General features: G+C 36.5%; 20 protein-coding genes. All 20 read right to left on the reverse strand.

Annotation, left to right across the window (positions count from 1 at the left end; genetic code table 11):
• Nucleotides 1-16 precede the first annotated feature (16 nt).
• The 20 genes from GKP30_RS03260 to rimP all read right to left on the reverse strand — a co-directional run bounded on the left by GKP30_RS03260 (nt 17) and on the right by rimP (nt 20,281).
• Nucleotides 17-1,684: a ribonuclease J gene (locus GKP30_RS03260; RefSeq protein WP_216827935.1), complete on the reverse strand. Its 1,668-nt coding sequence runs from the start codon at nt 1,682-1,684 to the stop codon at nt 17-19.
• A gap of 735 nt (nt 1,685-2,419) precedes the next feature.
• Nucleotides 2,420-3,295 (reverse strand): 4-hydroxy-tetrahydrodipicolinate synthase, encoded by an 876-nt coding sequence (dapA, locus tag GKP30_RS03265; protein ID WP_216827936.1) that lies wholly within the window; start codon nt 3,293-3,295, stop codon nt 2,420-2,422.
• Between the two features lie 27 nt (nt 3,296-3,322).
• Entirely contained in the window at nt 3,323-4,567 is a 1,245-nt protein-coding gene (dapG, locus tag GKP30_RS03270; RefSeq protein WP_216827937.1) for an aspartate kinase, read from the reverse strand.
• A 13-nt stretch (nt 4,568-4,580) separates the two neighbouring features.
• A complete protein-coding gene (asd, locus tag GKP30_RS03275; protein ID WP_216827938.1) occupies nt 4,581-5,630 on the reverse strand; it encodes an aspartate-semialdehyde dehydrogenase in 1,050 nt (349 codons plus the stop codon).
• 179 nt (nt 5,631-5,809) lie between these two features.
• Nucleotides 5,810-6,403, reverse strand: coding sequence for a dipicolinate synthase subunit B (locus tag GKP30_RS03280; protein WP_216827939.1), 594 nt, complete (start codon nt 6,401-6,403; stop codon nt 5,810-5,812).
• A gap of 16 nt (nt 6,404-6,419) precedes the next feature.
• Complete coding sequence (gene dpaA / locus GKP30_RS03285; RefSeq protein ID WP_216827940.1) at nt 6,420-7,304, reverse strand: dipicolinic acid synthetase subunit A; 885 nt, start codon at nt 7,302-7,304, stop codon at nt 6,420-6,422.
• Nucleotides 7,305-7,671: 367 nt separating this feature from the next.
• Nucleotides 7,672-7,911 carry a YlmC/YmxH family sporulation protein gene (locus tag GKP30_RS03290; RefSeq protein WP_216827941.1) on the reverse strand — a complete coding sequence of 80 codons (240 nt, stop codon included), beginning with the start codon at nt 7,909-7,911 and terminating at the stop codon, nt 7,672-7,674.
• A gap of 103 nt (nt 7,912-8,014) precedes the next feature.
• Nucleotides 8,015-9,244: a M16 family metallopeptidase gene (locus tag GKP30_RS03295; protein ID WP_407928582.1), complete on the reverse strand. Its 1,230-nt coding sequence runs from the start codon at nt 9,242-9,244 to the stop codon at nt 8,015-8,017.
• Nucleotides 9,245-9,272: 28 nt separating this feature from the next.
• Nucleotides 9,273-10,250 carry a polysaccharide deacetylase family protein gene (locus GKP30_RS03300; RefSeq protein ID WP_216827943.1) on the reverse strand — a complete coding sequence of 326 codons (978 nt, stop codon included), beginning with the start codon at nt 10,248-10,250 and terminating at the stop codon, nt 9,273-9,275.
• A 129-nt stretch (nt 10,251-10,379) separates the two neighbouring features.
• Complete coding sequence (gene pnp, locus GKP30_RS03305) at nt 10,380-12,479, reverse strand: polyribonucleotide nucleotidyltransferase (protein WP_216827944.1); 2,100 nt, start codon at nt 12,477-12,479, stop codon at nt 10,380-10,382.
• A 176-nt stretch (nt 12,480-12,655) separates the two neighbouring features.
• Nucleotides 12,656-12,925, reverse strand: a complete 270-nt coding sequence (gene rpsO / locus GKP30_RS03310; protein ID WP_216827945.1) for a 30S ribosomal protein S15 — start codon at nt 12,923-12,925, stop codon at nt 12,656-12,658.
• Nucleotides 12,926-13,097: 172 nt separating this feature from the next.
• On the reverse strand, nt 13,098-14,042 hold the full coding sequence (gene ribF, locus GKP30_RS03315) for a bifunctional riboflavin kinase/FAD synthetase (RefSeq protein ID WP_216827946.1): 945 nt from the start codon (nt 14,040-14,042) through the stop codon (nt 13,098-13,100).
• A gap of 31 nt (nt 14,043-14,073) precedes the next feature.
• Complete coding sequence (gene truB, locus GKP30_RS03320; RefSeq protein WP_216828092.1) at nt 14,074-14,988, reverse strand: tRNA pseudouridine(55) synthase TruB; 915 nt, start codon at nt 14,986-14,988, stop codon at nt 14,074-14,076.
• Between the two features lie 150 nt (nt 14,989-15,138).
• Nucleotides 15,139-15,492 (reverse strand): 30S ribosome-binding factor RbfA, encoded by a 354-nt coding sequence (rbfA, locus tag GKP30_RS03325; RefSeq protein WP_216827947.1) that lies wholly within the window; start codon nt 15,490-15,492, stop codon nt 15,139-15,141.
• A gap of 25 nt (nt 15,493-15,517) precedes the next feature.
• Entirely contained in the window at nt 15,518-15,799 is a 282-nt protein-coding gene (locus GKP30_RS03330; RefSeq protein WP_216827948.1) for a DUF503 domain-containing protein, read from the reverse strand.
• The gene (infB, locus tag GKP30_RS03335; protein WP_216827949.1) at nt 15,796-17,910 is read right to left on the reverse strand and encodes a translation initiation factor IF-2; all 2,115 of its coding nucleotides are present in this window, start codon (nt 17,908-17,910) and stop codon (nt 15,796-15,798) included. The genes GKP30_RS03330 and infB overlap by 4 nt, the downstream gene beginning before the upstream one ends.
• Nucleotides 17,911-17,926: 16 nt before the next feature.
• Nucleotides 17,927-18,232 (reverse strand): YlxQ family RNA-binding protein, encoded by a 306-nt coding sequence (locus tag GKP30_RS03340; protein WP_216827950.1) that lies wholly within the window; start codon nt 18,230-18,232, stop codon nt 17,927-17,929.
• The gene (gene rnpM, locus GKP30_RS03345; RefSeq protein ID WP_216827951.1) at nt 18,232-18,495 is read right to left on the reverse strand and encodes an RNase P modulator RnpM; all 264 of its coding nucleotides are present in this window, start codon (nt 18,493-18,495) and stop codon (nt 18,232-18,234) included. The genes GKP30_RS03340 and rnpM overlap by 1 nt, the downstream gene beginning before the upstream one ends.
• Before the next feature lie 14 nt (nt 18,496-18,509).
• Nucleotides 18,510-19,664: a transcription termination factor NusA gene (gene nusA, locus GKP30_RS03350; RefSeq protein WP_216827952.1), complete on the reverse strand. Its 1,155-nt coding sequence runs from the start codon at nt 19,662-19,664 to the stop codon at nt 18,510-18,512.
• 146 nt (nt 19,665-19,810) lie between these two features.
• Nucleotides 19,811-20,281 carry a ribosome maturation factor RimP gene (rimP, locus tag GKP30_RS03355; RefSeq protein WP_216827953.1) on the reverse strand — a complete coding sequence of 157 codons (471 nt, stop codon included), beginning with the start codon at nt 20,279-20,281 and terminating at the stop codon, nt 19,811-19,813.
• Nucleotides 20,282-20,308 lie beyond the last annotated feature (27 nt).

Raw genomic sequence — 20,308 nt, forward strand, 5'->3', positions numbered from 1 at the left:
CCCGCTTCTTAGTGTATTATACTTCCATAATGATTGGTAAGATCATTGGTCTACGCTTTGTTTTTTCGAATAAATAACGACTTAACACTTCTCTAATGCTACTTTTTAATGAAGACCATTCATTAACATTTTCTGTTACACATTTTACTAATGTTTGTTTAACCATTCCAGTAGCCTCTTCGAGAAGTTTCTCTGACTCTCTTACATAAACAAACCCTCTCGATATAATATCAGGACCTGAAATTATTTCTCCATTTGATTTATTTAAGGTAACAACAACTACTAAAATTCCATCTTTTGAGAGTAAACGGCGATCACGTAATACAATATTACCGACATCTCCAACTCCCAGACCATCAATTAAGACATTTCCAGATGGAACTTTACCTGCTTTTCTACCTGCTCCATCAACAAATTCTACTACTTCTCCCTTTTCAACCAGGAAGATCTTTGAAGGGTTTACTCCTACTTCCACAGCAAGATCCCGATGAGCAATTTGCATTCGATACTCACCATGAATTGGAACAAAGTATTTTGGTTTCATTAGGTTTAACATTAATTTTAATTCTTCTGCGCTGCCGTGACCTGAAGCATGTACTTTTGTATGGCCGTATACAACTTCAGCGCCGATCCGGTACAGCTGATCAATAATTTTTGAAACTGATTTTTCATTTCCTGGAATTGGCGATGCTGCAATGATTACAGTGTCTTCGCTTGACAATGTGATTTGACGATGTGCACCTCTTGCCATTCTAGTAAGGGCGCTCATTGGTTCACCTTGGCTACCTGTTGTAATAATAGCAATCTGTTCAGGACGATAATTTTTAACTTGATCGACATCTATAAATAGCTCGTCTGGAGCATTTAAGTATCCTAGATCATTTGCAATTGATATTACTTTTTCCATACTTCTTCCAACAATTGCAACTTTACGCTTTGCTTTTGTCGCAGCAGTTATTACTTGTTGAATACGATGGACATTTGAAGCAAATGTAGTCACAATAATTCTATTCATTGTATTCTGGAAAACTTCAGCAATACCTTGTCCTACAACTGTTTCAGAAAGTGTATGTCCAGGTCGTTCCGCATTCGTACTATCTGATAACAAACAAAGTACACCTTCATTACCAAGTGTAGCCATCTTACCAATTTCTGCATGTTTGCCATCTACAGGGGTTTGATCAAACTTAAAGTCCCCCGTATGAACGATTGCACCATAACTTGTAGTTATAACAATTCCTACTGAATCAGGGATACTGTGATTAGTTCTAAAAAATGATACTGGTGTTGAACCTACTGTTATTTCTGAATTATTATCAATTAACTTCAGAGTTGTTGATTTATATATTCCAGCTTCACGAAGTTTAGCCTCTACTAATCCAAGGGTTAATCTCGTTCCATAAACGGGTACTTTTAATTTCTGTAAAATATATGGCAATCCACCAATATGGTCTTCATGACCATGAGTTAGAATAATGGCACGGACACGGTCAGCGTTTTCTACTAGGTATGAGATATCTGGAATTACAATGTCTACTCCCAACATGTCATCATCTGGGAACATTAAACCAGAGTCGATTACGATAATATCATCCTCGACCTCTACCACATACATATTTTTGCCTATCTCGCCGACTCCCCCTAAGGCAAAAACTCTAATATTTTCTGTATTTACTTTTGACAATTCATGTTCCTCCTAAATGCACAATGAAATAAAAATGCTTAATTAATCGCATAAGTTAGCTAACTAAAATTAATATTGTGAAAAATCTAATTTAATCTACCATACTGCAAGGAATACTCGTCGTAGTCAAAGTAGACACTTACTGAAATCAACAATATGCAGACATTTCCGTAAAAAAATACAAAGTTTTGTGTTTATATAGAAATCAGTAATGGTTTAAGATTAGTTAGTTTTTAAAAATGCTTTTTTATTTGGCTGCTTTCAATGCTGCTTCTTCAAGACCGTCTTTAATAGCTCTGTTAACGTTACATAGAGTGTACTCCAAAGGCTTAGAAACTCATATTTCACGCAATGAGCCTAGTGCCAACGATTTTCTAGAACATCCTTTTAACACAGCCTTATTTATAATACTTCTTATTAACGTTTAATTCATTCTTTTTGACGCTAATTAAAATTTATATGTGTGAAAACCAAGCATTCCCTTGGTTAGCGGTCTAGAAGCAAAAAGCAACATTATAATAGAGCCTTCTATTATCAACAATTCTTTTTTACGATACATTTTAATGTTGTTAGTGTCCTATAAATTACTGGCGTGCCATTAGCCATAAACCGTTATACTATTTGCCATTAAAATTTACCCGAACTAATCACTTGTTTGTAGTATAACTTAAAATTCAAATAGAAAACAAGATGTATCTAGAAAAATTGGAACAATAAAACAGCTGAACCATTGGTTCAGCTGTTAATAATTTGTGATAATATTCCTGTTTCATTATTCGTTAAAGGTACGAGTGGTAATCTAACGCTACCAACATCAATCCCTTTGATGTGAAGTGCTGCTTTAACACTAGTCGGATTTGGCGTTAAAAATAATGCTTTCATCGTTGGGAGGTATTTACGATGTAGTCTCGCAGCCTCATTTACGTTTCCAGATTGAAACGACTGAATAATTTCTTGCATTTCATTCCCAATAATATGTGAAGCTACAGAAACAACACCATTACCACCAATTGCTAATGATGGTAGAGTTATGCTATCATCACCACTATACAAGGTAAAGTCTTCATCTGTTTTCTCGATAATAGCTGCCATTTGTTCTAAATCACCACTTGCCTCTTTTACAGAGACGATATTACTTACTTTCGACAGCTCGACAATTGTCTCAACAGTCATATTTACAACAGATCGACCTGGAATATTATAAAGCATAACTGGTAAAGTTGTTGAATTAGCTATTGCTTTGAAATGTTCGATCATTCCTTGTTGTGAAGGTTTATTATAATAAGGAGTAACGGCCATAACTCCATTTATTCCAAGCAAAGCTGCTTTCTTTGTTAGCTCAATCGAAGCTTGAGTATTATTCGATCCTGTACCTGCTATAACTGGAATTCTCCCATTTACAGCTTTTACTACTCTCTCAAAAAGTGCCAGCTTCTCTTCTATGGTCAAAGTCGGAGATTCACCTGTTGTCCCTGCAACAACGAGACCATCCGATCCATTATTTATAAGGTGTTCAACAAGTAATTCTGTAGTGTGAAGATCTATATTACCCTTATTATCAAAAGGAGTAACCATCGCTGTTAAAACCCGACCAAAGTTCACTTTGTTCATCTCCTTAAACTGTAGCTACATACAGTATCATTCTTCCAATGAACGACTTGGTTCAAACATACTTTCTTTTTCAAGTTGAAACATGTCATGTAAAGCATTTACCGCTTTAATCATGTCTTCACCTTTCACTAATACCCAAATGGTCGTATGTGAGTCTGCTGACTGTAATATTTGTATATTTTCTTTTGAAAGTGCAGCTACAATTTTTGCGGTAACTCCTGGTACTCCTGTCATTCCAGCCCCGACAGCTGAAATTTTTGCGCATTCTCTTGTAACTAGTGGTTCGTATCCCATTTGTTCTAGGATTTCTATAGCTCGATCAGCAACTTCCTCCATAACGGTATAAACGACACCTAATGGATTAATATTAATAAAGTCCACACTAATTTTTTCATTTGCCATTGCCTTGAAAACTTTCTCCTGTAGATCATATTGACCTTCTTTAGCGAGGACCTTTATTTGAGTTACTTTTGCCAAGTTTGCAATACCTGTAATTAATCGGTCCTGCACATCTTGACCTTGCTGGTCTCCAACAGTTGATGTTACGATTGTCCCTTTACTGTCGGAATAAGTTGAACGAATGTGAATTGGAATTTTGGCTTGCATAGCAATTTCCACAGCACGAGGATGGATGACTTTTGCACCTTGATAAGCCATATTACAAATCTCATTATACGTTACTACCGATAATGGTCTAGCTCCCTCAACAATACGAGGATCCGCTGTCATGACACCTTCAACATCTGTAAATATATCAACCCACTCTGCTCCTATTGCCGCTCCAATTGCAGTAGCAGAAGTATCACTACCACCACGGCCTAGTGTTGTAATTTCACCTGTTTTCGATTGACCTTGAAATCCAGCTACTACGATTGCATCAACTTTCTCAAGGGCCTTTAATAACTTTTCACATTTCATTTCAACAATTTTTGCATTTGAGAAGTCGTCATTGGTTCTAAAACCAGCTTGAGCGCCAGTCATTGCTTTTGCGTTAACACCATAACTACTTAACAAATCTGTAAAAACAACCGATGAGATTATTTCTCCGCACGAAAGAAGGAGGTCCTGTTCTCTTTTCGGTACTGTTTTCGTATTTATAAGGTTTAATAATGTGTCAGTAGCATATGGATCGCCACTGCGACCCATTGCTGACACAACTACCACAACTTTATAACCATCATTTACGGATTTTTGTACATGACGAGCAGCTAAACGCCGCACTTCATCATTCTTAACAGACGTTCCACCAAACTTTTGAACAATTACCTTCATAGGACACCTACTCTTATTTCAATAATTGTAATTTAACTAAACTCTCTGCGATTTGAACTGAGTTCCATGCAGCACCCTTAAGAAGGTTATCCGAGACGATCCACATATGGAAGCCATTATCTCGGTCTAAATCTTTTCGAATTCTACCCACAAATACATCATTTTTACCAACACAATCAATTGCCATTGGATATACTTGGTTTGCTGGGTCATCTTGTAATGTCACACCTGGTGAAGAAGCTAATAATTGCTTAATCTCTTCTGCTGTCGCTCCGCCCTTTTCCGTTTCAACGTAGACCGATTCTGAATGACCTGTTTCAACTGGCAGACGAACGCAAGTAGCAGCTACTTCTAGTTCTGGCAGGTGCATAATTTTTTTTGTTTCGTTAATCATCTTCATTTCTTCAAAAGTGTATCCATTTTCTTGGAATTTATCGATTTGAGGGATCGCATTAAACGCAATTTGGTAATGCTTTTTATCCCCACCTACTGGAAGAACTTCTGGAGTTACTTCTTTTCCTTCCAACAGGTCCTTCGTTTGGTCTTTCATTTCATTAATGGCATTTAACCCTGCACCAGATACGGCTTGGTACGTTGAAACAACAACTTTTTTAATACCATATTTTTCACGTAATGGTTCAAGAGCAACTACCATTTGTATAGTTGAGCAATTTGGGTTTGCAATAATTCCGTTATGAAGTCGTAAATCTTCCTCATTTACTTCAGGTACAACTAGAGGTACATTTTCATCCATTCGGAACGCACTTGTATTATCAACACAAATCGCACCACGCTTTGCTGCTTCTGGAGCTAGCGCTTTAGAAACAGAACCTCCTGCGCTGAATAAGGCCAGTTGTACGCCTTCAAAACTTTCTGGAGTTGCTTCTTCAACAGTAATCTCTTCACCTTTAAAAATGATCTTCTTTCCTGCAGAACGCTTAGAAGAAAGTAGTTTAACCGATTGAATTGGAAAATCTCTTTCCTCTAATGTCTTTAACATTTGTTGCCCTACTGCTCCAGTTGCTCCTACGACCGCTATATGATATCCTTTTTCAACTGCCATGTTTCCTATCTCCCTTCAAGATTCATAGTTTAATAGTGGATGTTTTAACACTCACCAAATTAAAAGTTCATATTGATGACATCTATTTTAACATACCAAAGCTTAAATGACAGTAATCACCCAAGCACTTCTATTAAACTTTAAGGGAAATCTTCTTTTTTAGCAACAGCGTTATAAGACTAGTCTCTGAATTTTTCCACTAAAACTGGTTGATATTGTTTACCAGCAATCGCAGACTCAATTGTTTCAGGTAATGCTTCCATTCTCGCTACAAGAGAGTTAGGTTTTACCTGTGGATTATCTTGACCAAATGGAACAAAGAAGATATTTTTTGTTGCCATTAACCTCATAATGTTAACTCCATTTAACCCGAGTGCATCGTTAGTAGAGATTGCTAGCACAACTGGCTTCCCATTTCTTAATGTAGCCTTTGCACCCATTAAAACAGGGGAATCCGTCATTGCATTTGCAAATTTACTCGTTGAATTACCTGTCATCGGGGCAATTACCATACAATCTAATGGTGTACTTGGGCCAAACGGCTCTGCTTTTGGCATAGAGTCGACAATATCCTCTTGTGTAATCTCTTTAATCTTCTGGATCCAATCCTCACTTTTACCAAATTTTGTATCTGTTGATGCTACAGTATGCGTTACAAAAGGAGTCACCTTTGCACCCAAATCAACAAGCTTCTTCATTTCAGGTAACACTTCATCATACGTACAATGAGAACCGGTTAATCCAAAGCCAATATGCTTTCCTTTTAATGACATGACCATGTCCTCCTTTTTATTTCTTATCTTGATCTTTTAATAAAGTAGCTAAGACGTTGGCAAGTATTTGACCTGCTGTTTTTGGAGCCACAATACCAGGTAAACCAGGAGCGAGCAATGCTTTAATTCCTCTTTTTTCCGCAAATCGGAAATCCGTTCCACCTGGTTTTGAAGCAAGATCAATAATTAACGAATTTGTAGGCATTTGCGCAATAACATCTGCCGTAACGATCATCGTTGGAATTGTATTTATACAAATATCTACATCTGCAACATAATCAATTAACTTCGATGTGTGAAACGGTTTTAGACCCATTTCAGTAATTCGAGCGATATGACTTGAATTTCTCGCCCCAACCTTGACATCTGCACCTAATGCAGCAAATGTCCTTGCTACTGACATACCGACACGACCAAAACCAATAACAACAACCTTTGAACTATGAATTGTGATGTCAGTATGTTGAATAGCCATCATTATAGTTCCTTCGACGGTAGGAATTGAATTATATATAGCGATGTCATCTCGATCTAAGAGCTTTACTAGTTGACGATGCGCAGTCTTAACAGTTTGGTTTAAATAATCATTTGTAATTCCTGTATAGACTACACAATGCTCAGGTGTATTTTTTAAAATCTCCTTAGTTAGTTTTAATTCTTCATTTGAAAAAATCGTTTCGACTTCACCTTGTTTACCAGTTCCACTAACTGGTAGTAATATAGCATCTACAGTATTAAAATCTACTTCATCTAATTGCTTCTTTGTTGCTCCTACAAACCCATCATCGAGTTGTTCAAAGCCAACCATGGAGATTTTTCCATCTAGGCTAGAAAGTTTGCGAATAATTTCTAATTGCCTTGCATCTCCGCCCATAACAACAATATGCTTTCCAGTAAGCATCCTTATTTCTCCCCTTTCCTTTTAAAATGAAACTCATAATAAGTAATGGTTAACCATCCTTATCATTTTTGGGGTTAGTCGGTGGTTTTAGTAACTATTCTTTTTAAGTCTTTTAGGTTGGTAAGCGTCGACGTAACGGAATGTCAATAGAAAACTGAAACAGTAAATAAATGTGATTGCTTTAATTCATTTTCCATACCTATTTGTTATTACCTTAGCTATTTCACAACTAGCATATGTATCTAATGTAAAATGGGTGAATATTTACTTTACAATTATTAGGGTGTTTGATTATGGTATCTTTTTAACAGCACCCAGGCAAAAAAAGAAACTGACATGAAATGTCAGTTTCTCTGTGCTACTCGATTTAAAATTCTCCCATATCAATAATTATCATGTCTGCCCCAATCTTTTTAATTTGATTCCAATACACCATAACTTCTTTATCCTTTTTCCCAAATCCAAACCATTTCATTGTCGGAATAATAAATGCTTGAATTTGGCCAGTATTTTCATCAATTACAAGATCAGTCTGTCCGAGAATGCCTAAACGTTCTCCTTTTTGATAATCAATGATTTCCTTACCACTTATTTCACTTAACCTCACGTTGATCCCTCCCTACTACAGATCAGTCCCTTTATATTTCTTATGAACTTTTGGACAAAAAAATACCAGGTTCAATTAAACCTGGTCATAAGAAACTTATTATTTACTGTTGCAATCCTTTAGGTAATTCACCTTTTGGACTAATTAGGGAAATTGCAGGCGTACTTGTAAAAATTGTTTTTGCTAAATCATTTACTGCTTCAAGTGAGACAGTGTTAATCTCATCAATGATTTCATCTAATGAACGATGGCGTCTTAACAATAATTCATTTTTGCCGTTTCGGCTCATACGACTATTTGTACTCTCAAGACTTAACATTAAGTTTCCTTTTAATTGTTCTTTACCGTTTTTGAGCTCTTTCTCTTTAATTCCATCTTGACTTAATTGACCAACCGTATACATAACCGCTTCATATAATTCATCTAGTTGATGTGGAGCAGTACCAGAGTACAATGTTAATACTCCATCATCTTGATAAGCAGTATGATAGGAGAATACAGAGTAAGCTAAGCCACGTTTTTCACGAATTTCTTGGAAAAGACGGCTGCTCATGCTACCACCTAAAATGTTATTTAAAAGGACAAGACTGTAGATATCCTTATGTCCAATTTGTAAGCCCTGATAACCTATACAAATATGAGCTTGTTCTGTTTCTTTTTTCCTCGCAATTTGATCTGCCAAGAATAGAGGTTTCTGAACAGTTCCTGCTCCGTCACTTTTTTGTACTGTAGAAAATGTTTCCTTAACCTTTTCGATAAGCTTTTCATCTACATTACCAGCAATTGATACGACTACATTTTCAGCTGTATAAAATCTTTTCATGTAGTCACGAAGAAGATCAGCATCAAAGGAACTTAATGTGTCCACAGTTCCTAGGATTGGTAGTCCAAGTGGATGGTCACCATAAGTCGCTTTTGATAATAGGTCATGTACAATATCATCTGGAGTATCATCTACCATTTTTATTTCTTCAAAAACTACATTTTTCTCCTTTTCAAGCTCCTTATGAGCAAAAACAGAGTTGAAGAACATATCAGATAAAACATCTAATGCATAATCAGCATGTTCATCTAAAACTTTCGAGTAATAGCACGTATACTCTTTAGAAGTAAATGCATTAACTTGACCACCAATACAATCAAATGCTTCTGCAATATCTGCAGCAGATCTCGTATTCGTTCCTTTGAAAAACATATGCTCTAAAAAATGCGATACTCCATTCTCACGTTTTTCTTCAAATCTTGAACCTGTGCCAATCCATATTCCTATAGACACTGAACGTACATGAGGTATTTGTTCAAAAAGTATTCGTAATCCATTTGGTAATTCCATTTTTTGTATCAATATACATCCCCCTAACTTAGTCTAGGGTTACACCAAAATTAATCCTTGACTCATCCATTAAATGTGATACGTTACCGATTTGATATCCCTTGTCCTTAATACCGACAATCATTTGCTCTAGACCTGCTGCAGTTGAAGATGTCGGATGCATGAGGACCATCGCTCCTGGATGGATGTTATTTAGGACTCTTTGTACCATTGATTGTGGCTCTGGCCGCTTCCAATCAACTGTATCAACACTCCACATTATCGTTTTCATATTTAAGTTTGCAGCAATATCGACAACTTCTTGCCGAAAGCTACCACTTGGAGGAGCAAACCACTTTGGTGTAACTTCTAATGTTGCGTAGATTACTTCATTTGTTTTTTTAAGCTCTTCACTTATTCGTGAAGTGGATAAGTGTTTCATATCTGGGTGTGAATATGCATGATTACCTATTTCATGACCTTCTTCTAGTATCATTTTAGCCAATTTAGGATTATTTTTTACCCAAGAGCCATCAAGAAAGAAAGTGGATTTAACATCATACTCATTCATCACCTTAAGCATATCAGGTAAATACTCATTACCCCAAGCTACATTAACAAGTAGGCTAACCATAGGTTTTTCTGGGTTTCCTTTATAAATAGGCAACGGAGGCAAGTCATCTAAATGAACACTCGGCTCTATTTCTCGAAAAACTAGTTTATGTTTATCAAAAGCAGCTTGTTTCTTCATTTTCTGGTAAGATGCTTCAATATCAACTTCAATACCATTATACCCAGGTATTGCTTTCCACACCTTATCTGCAACTGCATCAATTGCTGGTTTCTCATACTTTTTTGCTTCAGTAGCGATTTGTTCATATAGTGGATCTTGCATCTTGGTCACCATTATTGACTCTTGCTTCAATTGGTCTATGTAATTCACTGAAAATGGGTTTTGTATCGTCCCATAGGCAATTAAAATAATAATTAGAAAGATAAATAAATGAACACCATACCTACTTCTCATTGTTCTACCCCCTTGTACTAAATCGTATGCACCATTTGGACAGGGTAGAACATTGTACTTATTGAAAAATCTAGTTATCGCATTGAATAGCGCTTAAAAAGAGACTGGTCACTGTCCAGCCTCTCATTATTAACTTTCTTGCTTTTGTTCTTTTAGTAACACTTTACGAGATAAATTTACTCGTCCTTGTGGATCGATTTCTGTGACTTTAACTAAAATTTCATCACCGATTTTCACCACATCTTCCACTTTGTTCACCCGTTCCTCAGCTAACTGGGAAATGTGAACAAGTCCGTCCTTACCTTTGAATAATTCGACAAATGCACCAAATTTCTCAATACGCTTTACTTTACCTAAATAAGTTTGTCCTACTTCTACTTCACGAACGATATCTTCAATGATTGATTTGGCTTTTAAGTTCATTTCATGATTAACAGAAGAGATATACACTGTACCATCTTGTTCAATGTCAATTTTAACCCCTGTATCCTCAATAATCTTATTAATCATTTTTCCACTTGGACCAATAACATCACGGATTTTATCTGGATTAATCTTCATTGTCAATATCTTAGGTGCATATTCTGATAGTTCATTACGTGATTCGCCGATTGCAGCTAACATACTATCTAAAATCACCATACGACCACGTTTTGCTTGATCAAGTGCTTCCTTTAAGATGTAACGATCAATACCACTGATCTTAATATCCATTTGTAGTGCAGTAATACCATCTTTTGTACCCGCTACTTTAAAGTCCATATCACCTAATGCATCTTCCATACCTTGAATGTCTGTCAGAACCGTAACATCTTCACCTGATTTGACAAGACCCATAGCTATACCCGCAACAGGTGCTTTAATCGGGACACCAGCATCCATCATCGCTAACGTACTTGCACAAATCGATGCTTGTGATGTTGAACCGTTTGATTCTAGCACTTCAGAAACTAAACGGATCGTGTAAGGGAAATCATTTTCATTAGGAATAACAGGTTCTAATGCACGTTCTCCAAGTGCACCATGTCCAATTTCACGTCGACCTGGTCCTCTGATTGGTCCTGTTTCACCAACACTAAATTGAGGGAAATTATAGTGGTGCATAAATCGTTTTGATTCTTCTATCCCTAAACCGTCAAGAATTTGAACGTCACCTAATGCACCTAATGTACAAATACTGAGAGCTTGAGTTTGTCCGCGTGTAAATAAACCAGAACCATGTGTTCTCGGTAATAATTTTACTTGTGAGGACAGCGCACGAATCTCATCAATTGCTCGTCCATCTGGTCTTACTTTTTCTTTTGTAATTAAGCGTCTAACTTCTTCTTTTACAATTTTATGTAAAATTTCTTTTACTTCTGATAAACTAATTTCTTCGTTTTCTTCGAATTTGGCTACTGTTTCGTTAATAACTCCATCAATTGCATCTTGACGTGCATGTTTTTCAACAACTTGTACAGCTTGTTTTAAGTCCGACTCTGCGATTGCACGAACTTGTTGCTCTAACTCTGAATCAAGTTCTCGTAAAACTACTTCCTTCTTCTCTTTGCCAACTTTAGAAACAACCTCTTCTTGGAATGCAATAAGACGTTTAATTTCCTCATGACCAAACATAATAGCTTCTAACATGACTTCCTCGGGAACTTCGTCCGCACCGGCTTCAACCATGTTAATGGCTTCTTTTGTACCCGCTACTACTAAGTTAATATCACTGTTCTCTAGTTGAGTTGGTGTTGGATTAATAACAAACTCATCGTTAATTCGACCTACTGTAACCCCAGCAATCGGACCGTCGAACGGGATATCAGAAATACTTAGTGCTAAACTTGAACCAATCATGGCAGCCATTTCGGAAGAACAATCTTGGTCCACACTCATAACAATACTAATGACTTGAACTTCGTTACGGAAGCCATCAGCAAATAGTGGGCGAATTGGACGGTCAATTAAGCGACTGGCAAGAATTGCTTTTTCACTAGGCCGTCCCTCACGTTTAATAAATCCACCTGGAATTTTACCAACGGCGTAAAGACGTTCTTCATAATTTACAGTAAGTGGGAAAAACGGTAAGTCTTTCGGTTCTTTTGAAGCTGTTACCGTAGAAAGTACAGCAGTATCACCATAACGGACCATGACAGCTCCGTTTGCTTGTTTTGCTAATTGACCTGTTTCTACCGTCAATTGGCGACCTGCCCACTCAAAAGAAAAAACTTGGTTTTCTTGTTCCATACAGGTTTGTACTCCTCTCGTTAAACAAAATGGTTCAATATGTCTTTATTATTACCTATTTATACTTAAAATAAAAGAATAAATCAAATATGCAACTAACTGGTTAAAATAACCATTAATTTTTCCTAATAAAAAAGCGGGAATGCTCCCGCTTTTTATTAAGTGTTAACTTGTGATTAGCGACGTAATCCTAGCTTATCAACAAGGTTACGGTAACGAATTACATCTTTATTACGTAGATACGTTAAAAGATTACGACGTTGCCCAACCATTTTCAAAAGACCACGACGTGAGTGGTGATCCTTCTTATGAGTACGTAAGTGCCCATTTAATGTGTTGATTTGCTCAGTAAGGATAGCGATTTGTACCTCTGGAGAACCAGTGTCATTTTCATGAGTTTTGTACTCACTGATGATCTCGTTCTTACGTTCTTGTGTTAGTGCCATCCTATCCACCTCCTTTAATATAATCACCAGTAACCTAGCAAAACGTCGGTGAGTCGATTTGCCAAGCAATGGTTTGTGATGATATTCAAATTGGAGCACATGTCCTCTTTAAACTCATCATAGTACTTTTAGTACAAATATTAGAATACCTTTTTTTTATAAGAAATGCAAGTTATTTAGCCTTATTTAATTGAAAATACCTTTCTGCTGCATTTTTATCTAATTCAATTTGAGTTACAAGCTCATTCATTGACTCAAACTTTTTCTCTGTTCTTATATATTGATGGAAAGTAAGAGAAATGGCTTCATCATAAATCTCTTCATTAAAGTTAAATAAATGTACTTCGATTGTTGGAAGTGCCTCTCCATCTTTAAAGGTCGGCCGATATCCTATGTTACAAACACCTTCTTGTTCTGTTCCTCTTACATTTAGCGTAACAGCATAGACACCCAGCTTAGGAATCATATATCGATTAGTTAATCTAATATTAGCCGTAGGAAAACCAATAGTTCTTCCACGTTTATCCCCATGCACAACAACACCTTCGACAACGTAATGACGGCCGAGAAGCTCGGTAAGCTCATCTACAGCTCCAGCTTCAATTTTACTTCTAATTAAAGTCGAACTAATCTTTAATTCGCCTAATTGGACTTTATTTACTGTTGTCTGCTCAAATACGCCTCTAGAGTGGAAAGGGAGCGTTTCCATTGTTCCTTTTCCTAAATGTCCGTAACTGTAATCAAAACCAGCTACTACATGCTTAACATGCATATTGATTAAGTAGTCATCAACAAATTGTTGAGGTGTTAGTTTTGAGAATGAGTGGTCAAACTGAACTACAAAAAGTTGGTCCACACCCAATTTAGATATTACTTCAATTTTTTGATCTAAAGGTGTAATATACATCATTGGTTCTGCAGTCTTCCTTAATACCTCTTTTGGATGCGGATTAAACGTCATAACAGAAGTTAGTATACCTTTTTGTACGGCAATATCTTTTGCCGTCTCAATAACCTTTTGATGACCTATATGTACCCCATCAAAATAGCCTAGTGCCATAACTGTAGGTTTTACATTTCTATTCTGCAGCGGGTAGGATAAATGGATAACGTCCAATGTCTTTCACCTTCTTTTAGTTGAGATAGGATTAACTCAACATTTTTTCTGGTTTTATTAAGCCGTCTTTTGTTGGATGTAGTTGATAGATTGCTATACAAGCTCCGTCTTCATTATATACAGAAAACCGCTTTTCATCTAGCGAATTAAACCGTGGTAAAACTGAGCCATTTTTTATTTTTTCTTCAGTCACCTTATCAACCACTACTGAAGGAAAATGTGCAATAGCCTTTTCGATTGGTAATAATACATTTTGCACTTTATTTTTAGTGATCATATCTTCAATTTGTTCAAAAGTGAAACAATCAGATAATTGGAAAGGACCTGAAGCGAGCCGTTGTAAATAAGACATATGAGCTGGGTACCCTAATTCTTTTCCAATGTCTACAGCAAGTGTACGTACATAAGTTCCTTTGCTACATTTAACTCGGAATGAGAATGCTGCAGTTTTATCTTTATCATCATAAGTAACTATACCACTCTCTAATTGTAACTCTAATATTTTCACACGTCTAACGGGGCGCTCAACCTCTAATCCTGCTCTCGCGTATTCGTATAATTTTTTTCCATTTACCTTAACCGCAGAATACATCGGTGGTATTTGACTAATTTCTCCCGTATAGGCATTTAAGACTTCATTTATTTGTTCTATTGTCGGTACTTTATCTACAGCTTTACGCTCAACCATATCCCCACTACTATCTTCAGTAGTTGTAGTCCAACCAAGTCTAACTTCACCAGTATATTCTTTTGGGTATTCTGTCATATACTCAGCTACTTTTGTCGCTTTTCCAATACAAACTGGCAAAACACCTGTAACATCAGGATCTAGGGTTCCCGTATGACCAATTTTTTTAGTTTTTAATAATTTCCGTAATTTAAAAACACAGTCGTGGGATGTCATTCCTTTTGGTTTAAATAAAGGTAGTATTCCATTATACTCCACTTCAGTCACCTCAATTAAGTAAGTGCAACCTTTAAAAAAAGAAGCTGACTCTATTAGCAAAGAGTCATTCACCTCAAATGTGAAAAAGGAAATTAACGTCCTTAATCATAGTAAAGGTTTCAAGACACTTATGAGTCAGCCTCTTCTTAATTAGTCATTTTTTTGTTTGTTAATTTCAGTTAGTAAAGTTTCAATTCGATTACCATACTCAATAGACTCATCAAATTCAAACTCAATTTCTGGTGTTTTTCTAAGACGGATTCGCTTTCCAATTTCTGTTCGAATAAATCCAGTCGCTTTTGAAAGACCTTGAATCGTATCTTCTTTCTCTTTTTCATCACCCAGGACTGTAATGTACACCTTAGCTTGCTGCAAGTCCCCTGTTACATCAACACCCGTTACTGTAACAAATCTTACTCGTGGGTCTTTAATTTCACGCATGATAATGTCACTAAGTTCCTTTTTCATTTGCTCACCAACACGGTTTGCTCTAACATTACTCATTTTAAAGTCACCTCACTAATAGCTCCTATAGCCATTCATAGTTTGTAACTGTTCGTTCCAATTCAGTCATACGATCAATAAAAGCTAACACTCGATCTATTTCCTGTTCTGCCACATTTTTAGTTGTAGATACAGTTACAACTGCAATTTCAGATCGTTGCCAAACATTTTGATGTCCGATCTCTGCAACAGAAACATTAAAGCGTTGTTTTAACCTTGTTATTAGACTTTTTAAAACTGAACGTTTGTCCTTTAAAGACTGTGCATCATAAATTAATAGCTCACAGTAAACTGCACCTATTGTCATTTACGCTTAATTTCCTCCATGATATATGCTTCAATAATGTCTCCTTCTTTAACATCATTAAAGTTCTCTAGTGTTATACCACACTCATAACCAGCTGAAACTTCCTTAGCATCATCTTTAAATCGTTTAAGAGCGTTAATTGCGCCTTCATAAATAACAATTCCATCACGGATTAAACGCACTGTAGAGTCGCGAGTAATTTTTCCATCAGTTACATAAGATCCAGCGATCATACCAATTTTAGAAACTTTAAATGTTTGACGAATTTCAACTTGACCAATAACTTTTTCTTCATATTCTGGATCAAGCATTCCTTTCATCGCACTTTCAATTTCTTCAATAACGTTATAAATAATTCGATGTAGACGAATATCAACGTTCTCTGACTCTGCTACTCTCTTCGTATTAGCATCTGGACGAACATTAAATCCAATAACGATTGCGTTCGAAGCCGCAGCTAAAATAATATCTGATTCAGTAATTGCTCCAACACCTGTATGAATAATATTTACTTTTACACCTTCAACGTCAATTTTTTCGAGTGAACCACGTAACGCTTCAACTGATCCTTGAACATCACCTTTGATGATAACGTTGATTTCTTTAATATCCCCTTGTTGGATTTGATTAAACAAATCATCAAGGCTTACTTTAGATGTTTCGTTACGTTCTTCATCACGTTGGCGGATCATACGAGTCTCACCGATTTGACGAGCCGTTTTTTCATCTTCAAACACCTTAAACTGATCCCCAGCCTGTGGAACATCATTTAATCCAGTAATTTCAACAGGAGCTGCTGGACCAACTGATTTCACTCGACGACCTAGATCATTGGTCATCGCACGTACACGACCAAATGTATTACCAACTACAATAGGGTCACCGACCTTCAAAGTTCCTGATTGAACTAATAAAGTAGCTACTGGACCGCGTCCTTTATCCAATTGAGCTTCGATAACAGTCCCTCTTGCTAAACTGTCTGGATTTGCTTTATACTCTTCTACCTCTGCAACAAGTAAAATCATTTCCAGTAATTCATCTATACCTTCTCCTTGAAGTGCAGATACAGGAACAAAAATTGTATCGCCACCCCAAGCCTCTGGTACTAATTCAAACTCGGTTAATTCTTGCATAACACGATCAGGATTTGCAGCTTCCTTATCCATTTTGTTTACTGCAACAATAATAGGAACACCCGCTGCCTTTGCATGGCTAATTGCTTCTTTTGTTTGAGGCATAACACCGTCATCAGCAGCAACAACAAGGATAGTAATATCCGTAACTTGAGCACCACGAGCCCGCATCGTTGTAAACGCAGCGTGACCTGGTGTATCCAAGAATGTAATACGTTTTCCTTCAACTTCTACTTGGTAAGCACCAATATGCTGTGTAATCCCACCAGCTTCCCCAGCAGTTACTTTAGTATTACGGATTGAGTCAAGCAATGTTGTTTTACCATGGTCGACATGTCCCATAATCGTTACAACTGGAGGACGTTCTTGTAATTCAGCTTCGTTCTCTTCTTCAACAAACTCTTCGAAGTTTGTTGCATCAATAATAATTTCTTCTTCCACTTCAACTCCATAATCTCCAGCAATCAATTCAATAGAATCTTTATCTAACTCTTGATTAATCGTTGCCATTACCCCTAAAAAGAGTAATTTCTTAATGATTTCTGATGGTTCTTTATGAAGCTTTTTCGCAAGGTCACCTACTGTTAATGAACCTGAGTATGTAATCTTTTCAGGAAGAGCTTGCTTAACAGGCTTTTGCGGGGCTTGATTTTGTTGGTGGTTATGTTTGCCTTTTTGTTTTTTATTGCCTTTTTTATTGTTGTTTTTTTGTTGATTGTTATTTCCTTTATCATCACGAACATTTTGTGTTTTTTTCATATTAGACGGACGGTCTTCTTTCTTAGTATTTGACGCAACTGCTTTTTCTTCTGTCCCAGAAGCCCCATTACTTTCCCCAACAAGTTTTTGCATCGCTTCTTCATCGATTACAGACATGTGATTATTGACAGAAAAACCTAAACCTTTTAATTGTTCGATTACTTCCTTACTTGTAACATTTTTTTCTTTTGCATATTCATATATTCGCATCTTCCTCATATGTTTACCTCCACCTTTATTGATCGATAAGTGAGATCAACTTCTTCGCAAAACCTTGGTCGATAACACCTAATACGACTCTCTCTCTCTTCCCAATAGCTTGACCAAGTAATTCTCTCGTTCCAATAATTCGAATAGGTGTATTATAATAAGTACATTTATCATTTAATTTCTTTGACGTTGCCTCTGATGCATCCAAAGAAACGATGACAAGATGAACCTGATTTCTTCGAACTTCCTTAATAACTAGTTCTTCACCTGAAACGATTTTTCTTGCTCTTGCTGCAAGCCCTAAAAGAGATAACCATTTGTTCTCGTTCATCATTTCCCAACCTGTTCAATTAGTTGATCATAAATATCTTCACTTACTTTTACGTTAAGGTGCTTTGAAAAAATATCTTTTTTCTTAGCTATTTCAAAATATTCTTTCCCATTAGATATGTAAGCACCTCGACCATTTTTTTTCCCTGTCTGATCAATGACTACTTCTCCTTCTGGAGAACGAACAACTCGAATCAGTTCCTTTTTGGGCTTCATCTCGTTGGTAACGATACATTTACGAAGTGGAACTTTACGTTGCTTCATTGGCTCCATCTCCCTTACTTATCTAATTCGATTTCTTCCTCTTCTACCATTCCATCTAGTTCTGGTTCTTCAACTGTTTCTGCTTCTTCTAGATCAAAGGTTTGTGTCTCTTCAACAGGCTGTAATAATCCTAACTCCTCAGCTTCCGATTCACTCTTAATATCAATTTTCCAACCTGTTAATTTTGCTGCTAAGCGAGCATTTTGTCCACGTTTCCCAATTGCTAGAGATAGTTGGTAATCAGGAACTATGACACGAGTCATCTTCTCTTCTTCATTCACTTGTACTTGAACAACTTTGGAAGGACTTAGCGCATTTGCAACATACTCAATTGGATCTTCAGACCAACGTACAATATCAATTTTCTCACCTTTTAGTTCATTGACAATAGTTTGAACACGTTGACCTTTAGGCCCAACACATGCCCCTACAGGATCTACTTCTGGGTTTTCAGCATGTACAGCTATCTTGGAGCGATCACCTGCTTCACGAGCAACTGATTTAATTTCAACCGTTCCATCATAAATTTCAGGTACCTCTAGTTCAAATAAACGCTTTAAAAGACCTGGGTGTGTACGTGAAATCATAATTTGAGGACCTTTAGTTGTTTTTTCAACCTTCGTAATGAATGCTTTAATTCTATCGTTGTGGCGATAATTTTCATTAGGCATTTGCTCATTAACTGGTAATATCGCTTCAACTTTACCTAAGTCTACATAGATAAAACGACTATCCTGTCGTTGAACAATTCCCGTAATGATATCTTCTTCACGATCGATAAAATCAGAATAAATAATACCACGCTCTGCTTCACGGACACGTTGTGTAACAACTTGTTTAGCTGTTTGCGCTGCAATACGTCCGAAGTTTTTCGGAGTTACCTCTATTTCAACAACATCATCGACTTCAAAATTTGGATTTAACTCTTTTGCAGCATCTTGAGAAATTTCTAACCTCGAATCAAAAACTTCTTCAACAACTGTTTTTCGTGCAAAGACTCGAATATCACCTGATTCACGGTTAATATCAACACGAACATTTTGCGCTTGGTTAAAATTTCGTTTATAACCCGAAATTAACGCGGCTTCGATTGCTTCTAATATAACTTCTTTACTAATACCTTTTTCTTTTTCTAAAGTAGATAGTGCTTCCATAAAATCACTATTCATGGAATTCTTTCCCCCTTTCAATTTAAAAACCTTACATGAGATAAAAAAAATTTCACTTTAAGGTTTGTATTATTTAGTCTGAATTAGCGTCAAGGCTATGCGTTTAAGTGTAAAAAAACGTTTATCACGGTTTAGAACAAAACCTCTTAAAAAATGATCGCTAATCTAGCGCTTGCAACTTTAGTATAAGGAATTACAATTTCTTTTTTGCGAGTTTTTATTTTGATTTCAATTTTTAAGTCTGATCCATCAAAATCTAATAACTTACCTTCAAATGCTTTTTCACCATCAATCGGCTCGTATGTAGTAACATGAACGTTCTTACCAACAGCTTTCTGAATATCCTTTTCCTTTTTCAAAGGTCTTTCTGCTCCTGGAGAAGAAACTTCAAGAAAATATGCTTGTTGTATTGGATCTAATGCATCTAGCTTTTCACTTAGACGCTCACTCACAGTCCCGCAGTCTTCTATATCAACACCATTTTCTGAATCTATAAAAACTCGTAAAAACCAGTTTTTCCCTTCTTTTTTGAACTCTATATCGACTAATTCTAAACCAAGTTCGTCTACAATAGGTGAAACTAACTCTTCCGTAATATCCGTAACCTTCTTGCTCATAGGCTCCTCCTTTATTGCATATCCAGT

The sequence above is a fragment of the Alkalihalobacterium elongatum genome (assembly GCF_019024285.1).
Taxonomy (GTDB): domain Bacteria; phylum Bacillota; class Bacilli; order Bacillales; family Bacillaceae_F; genus Alkalihalobacterium; species Alkalihalobacterium elongatum.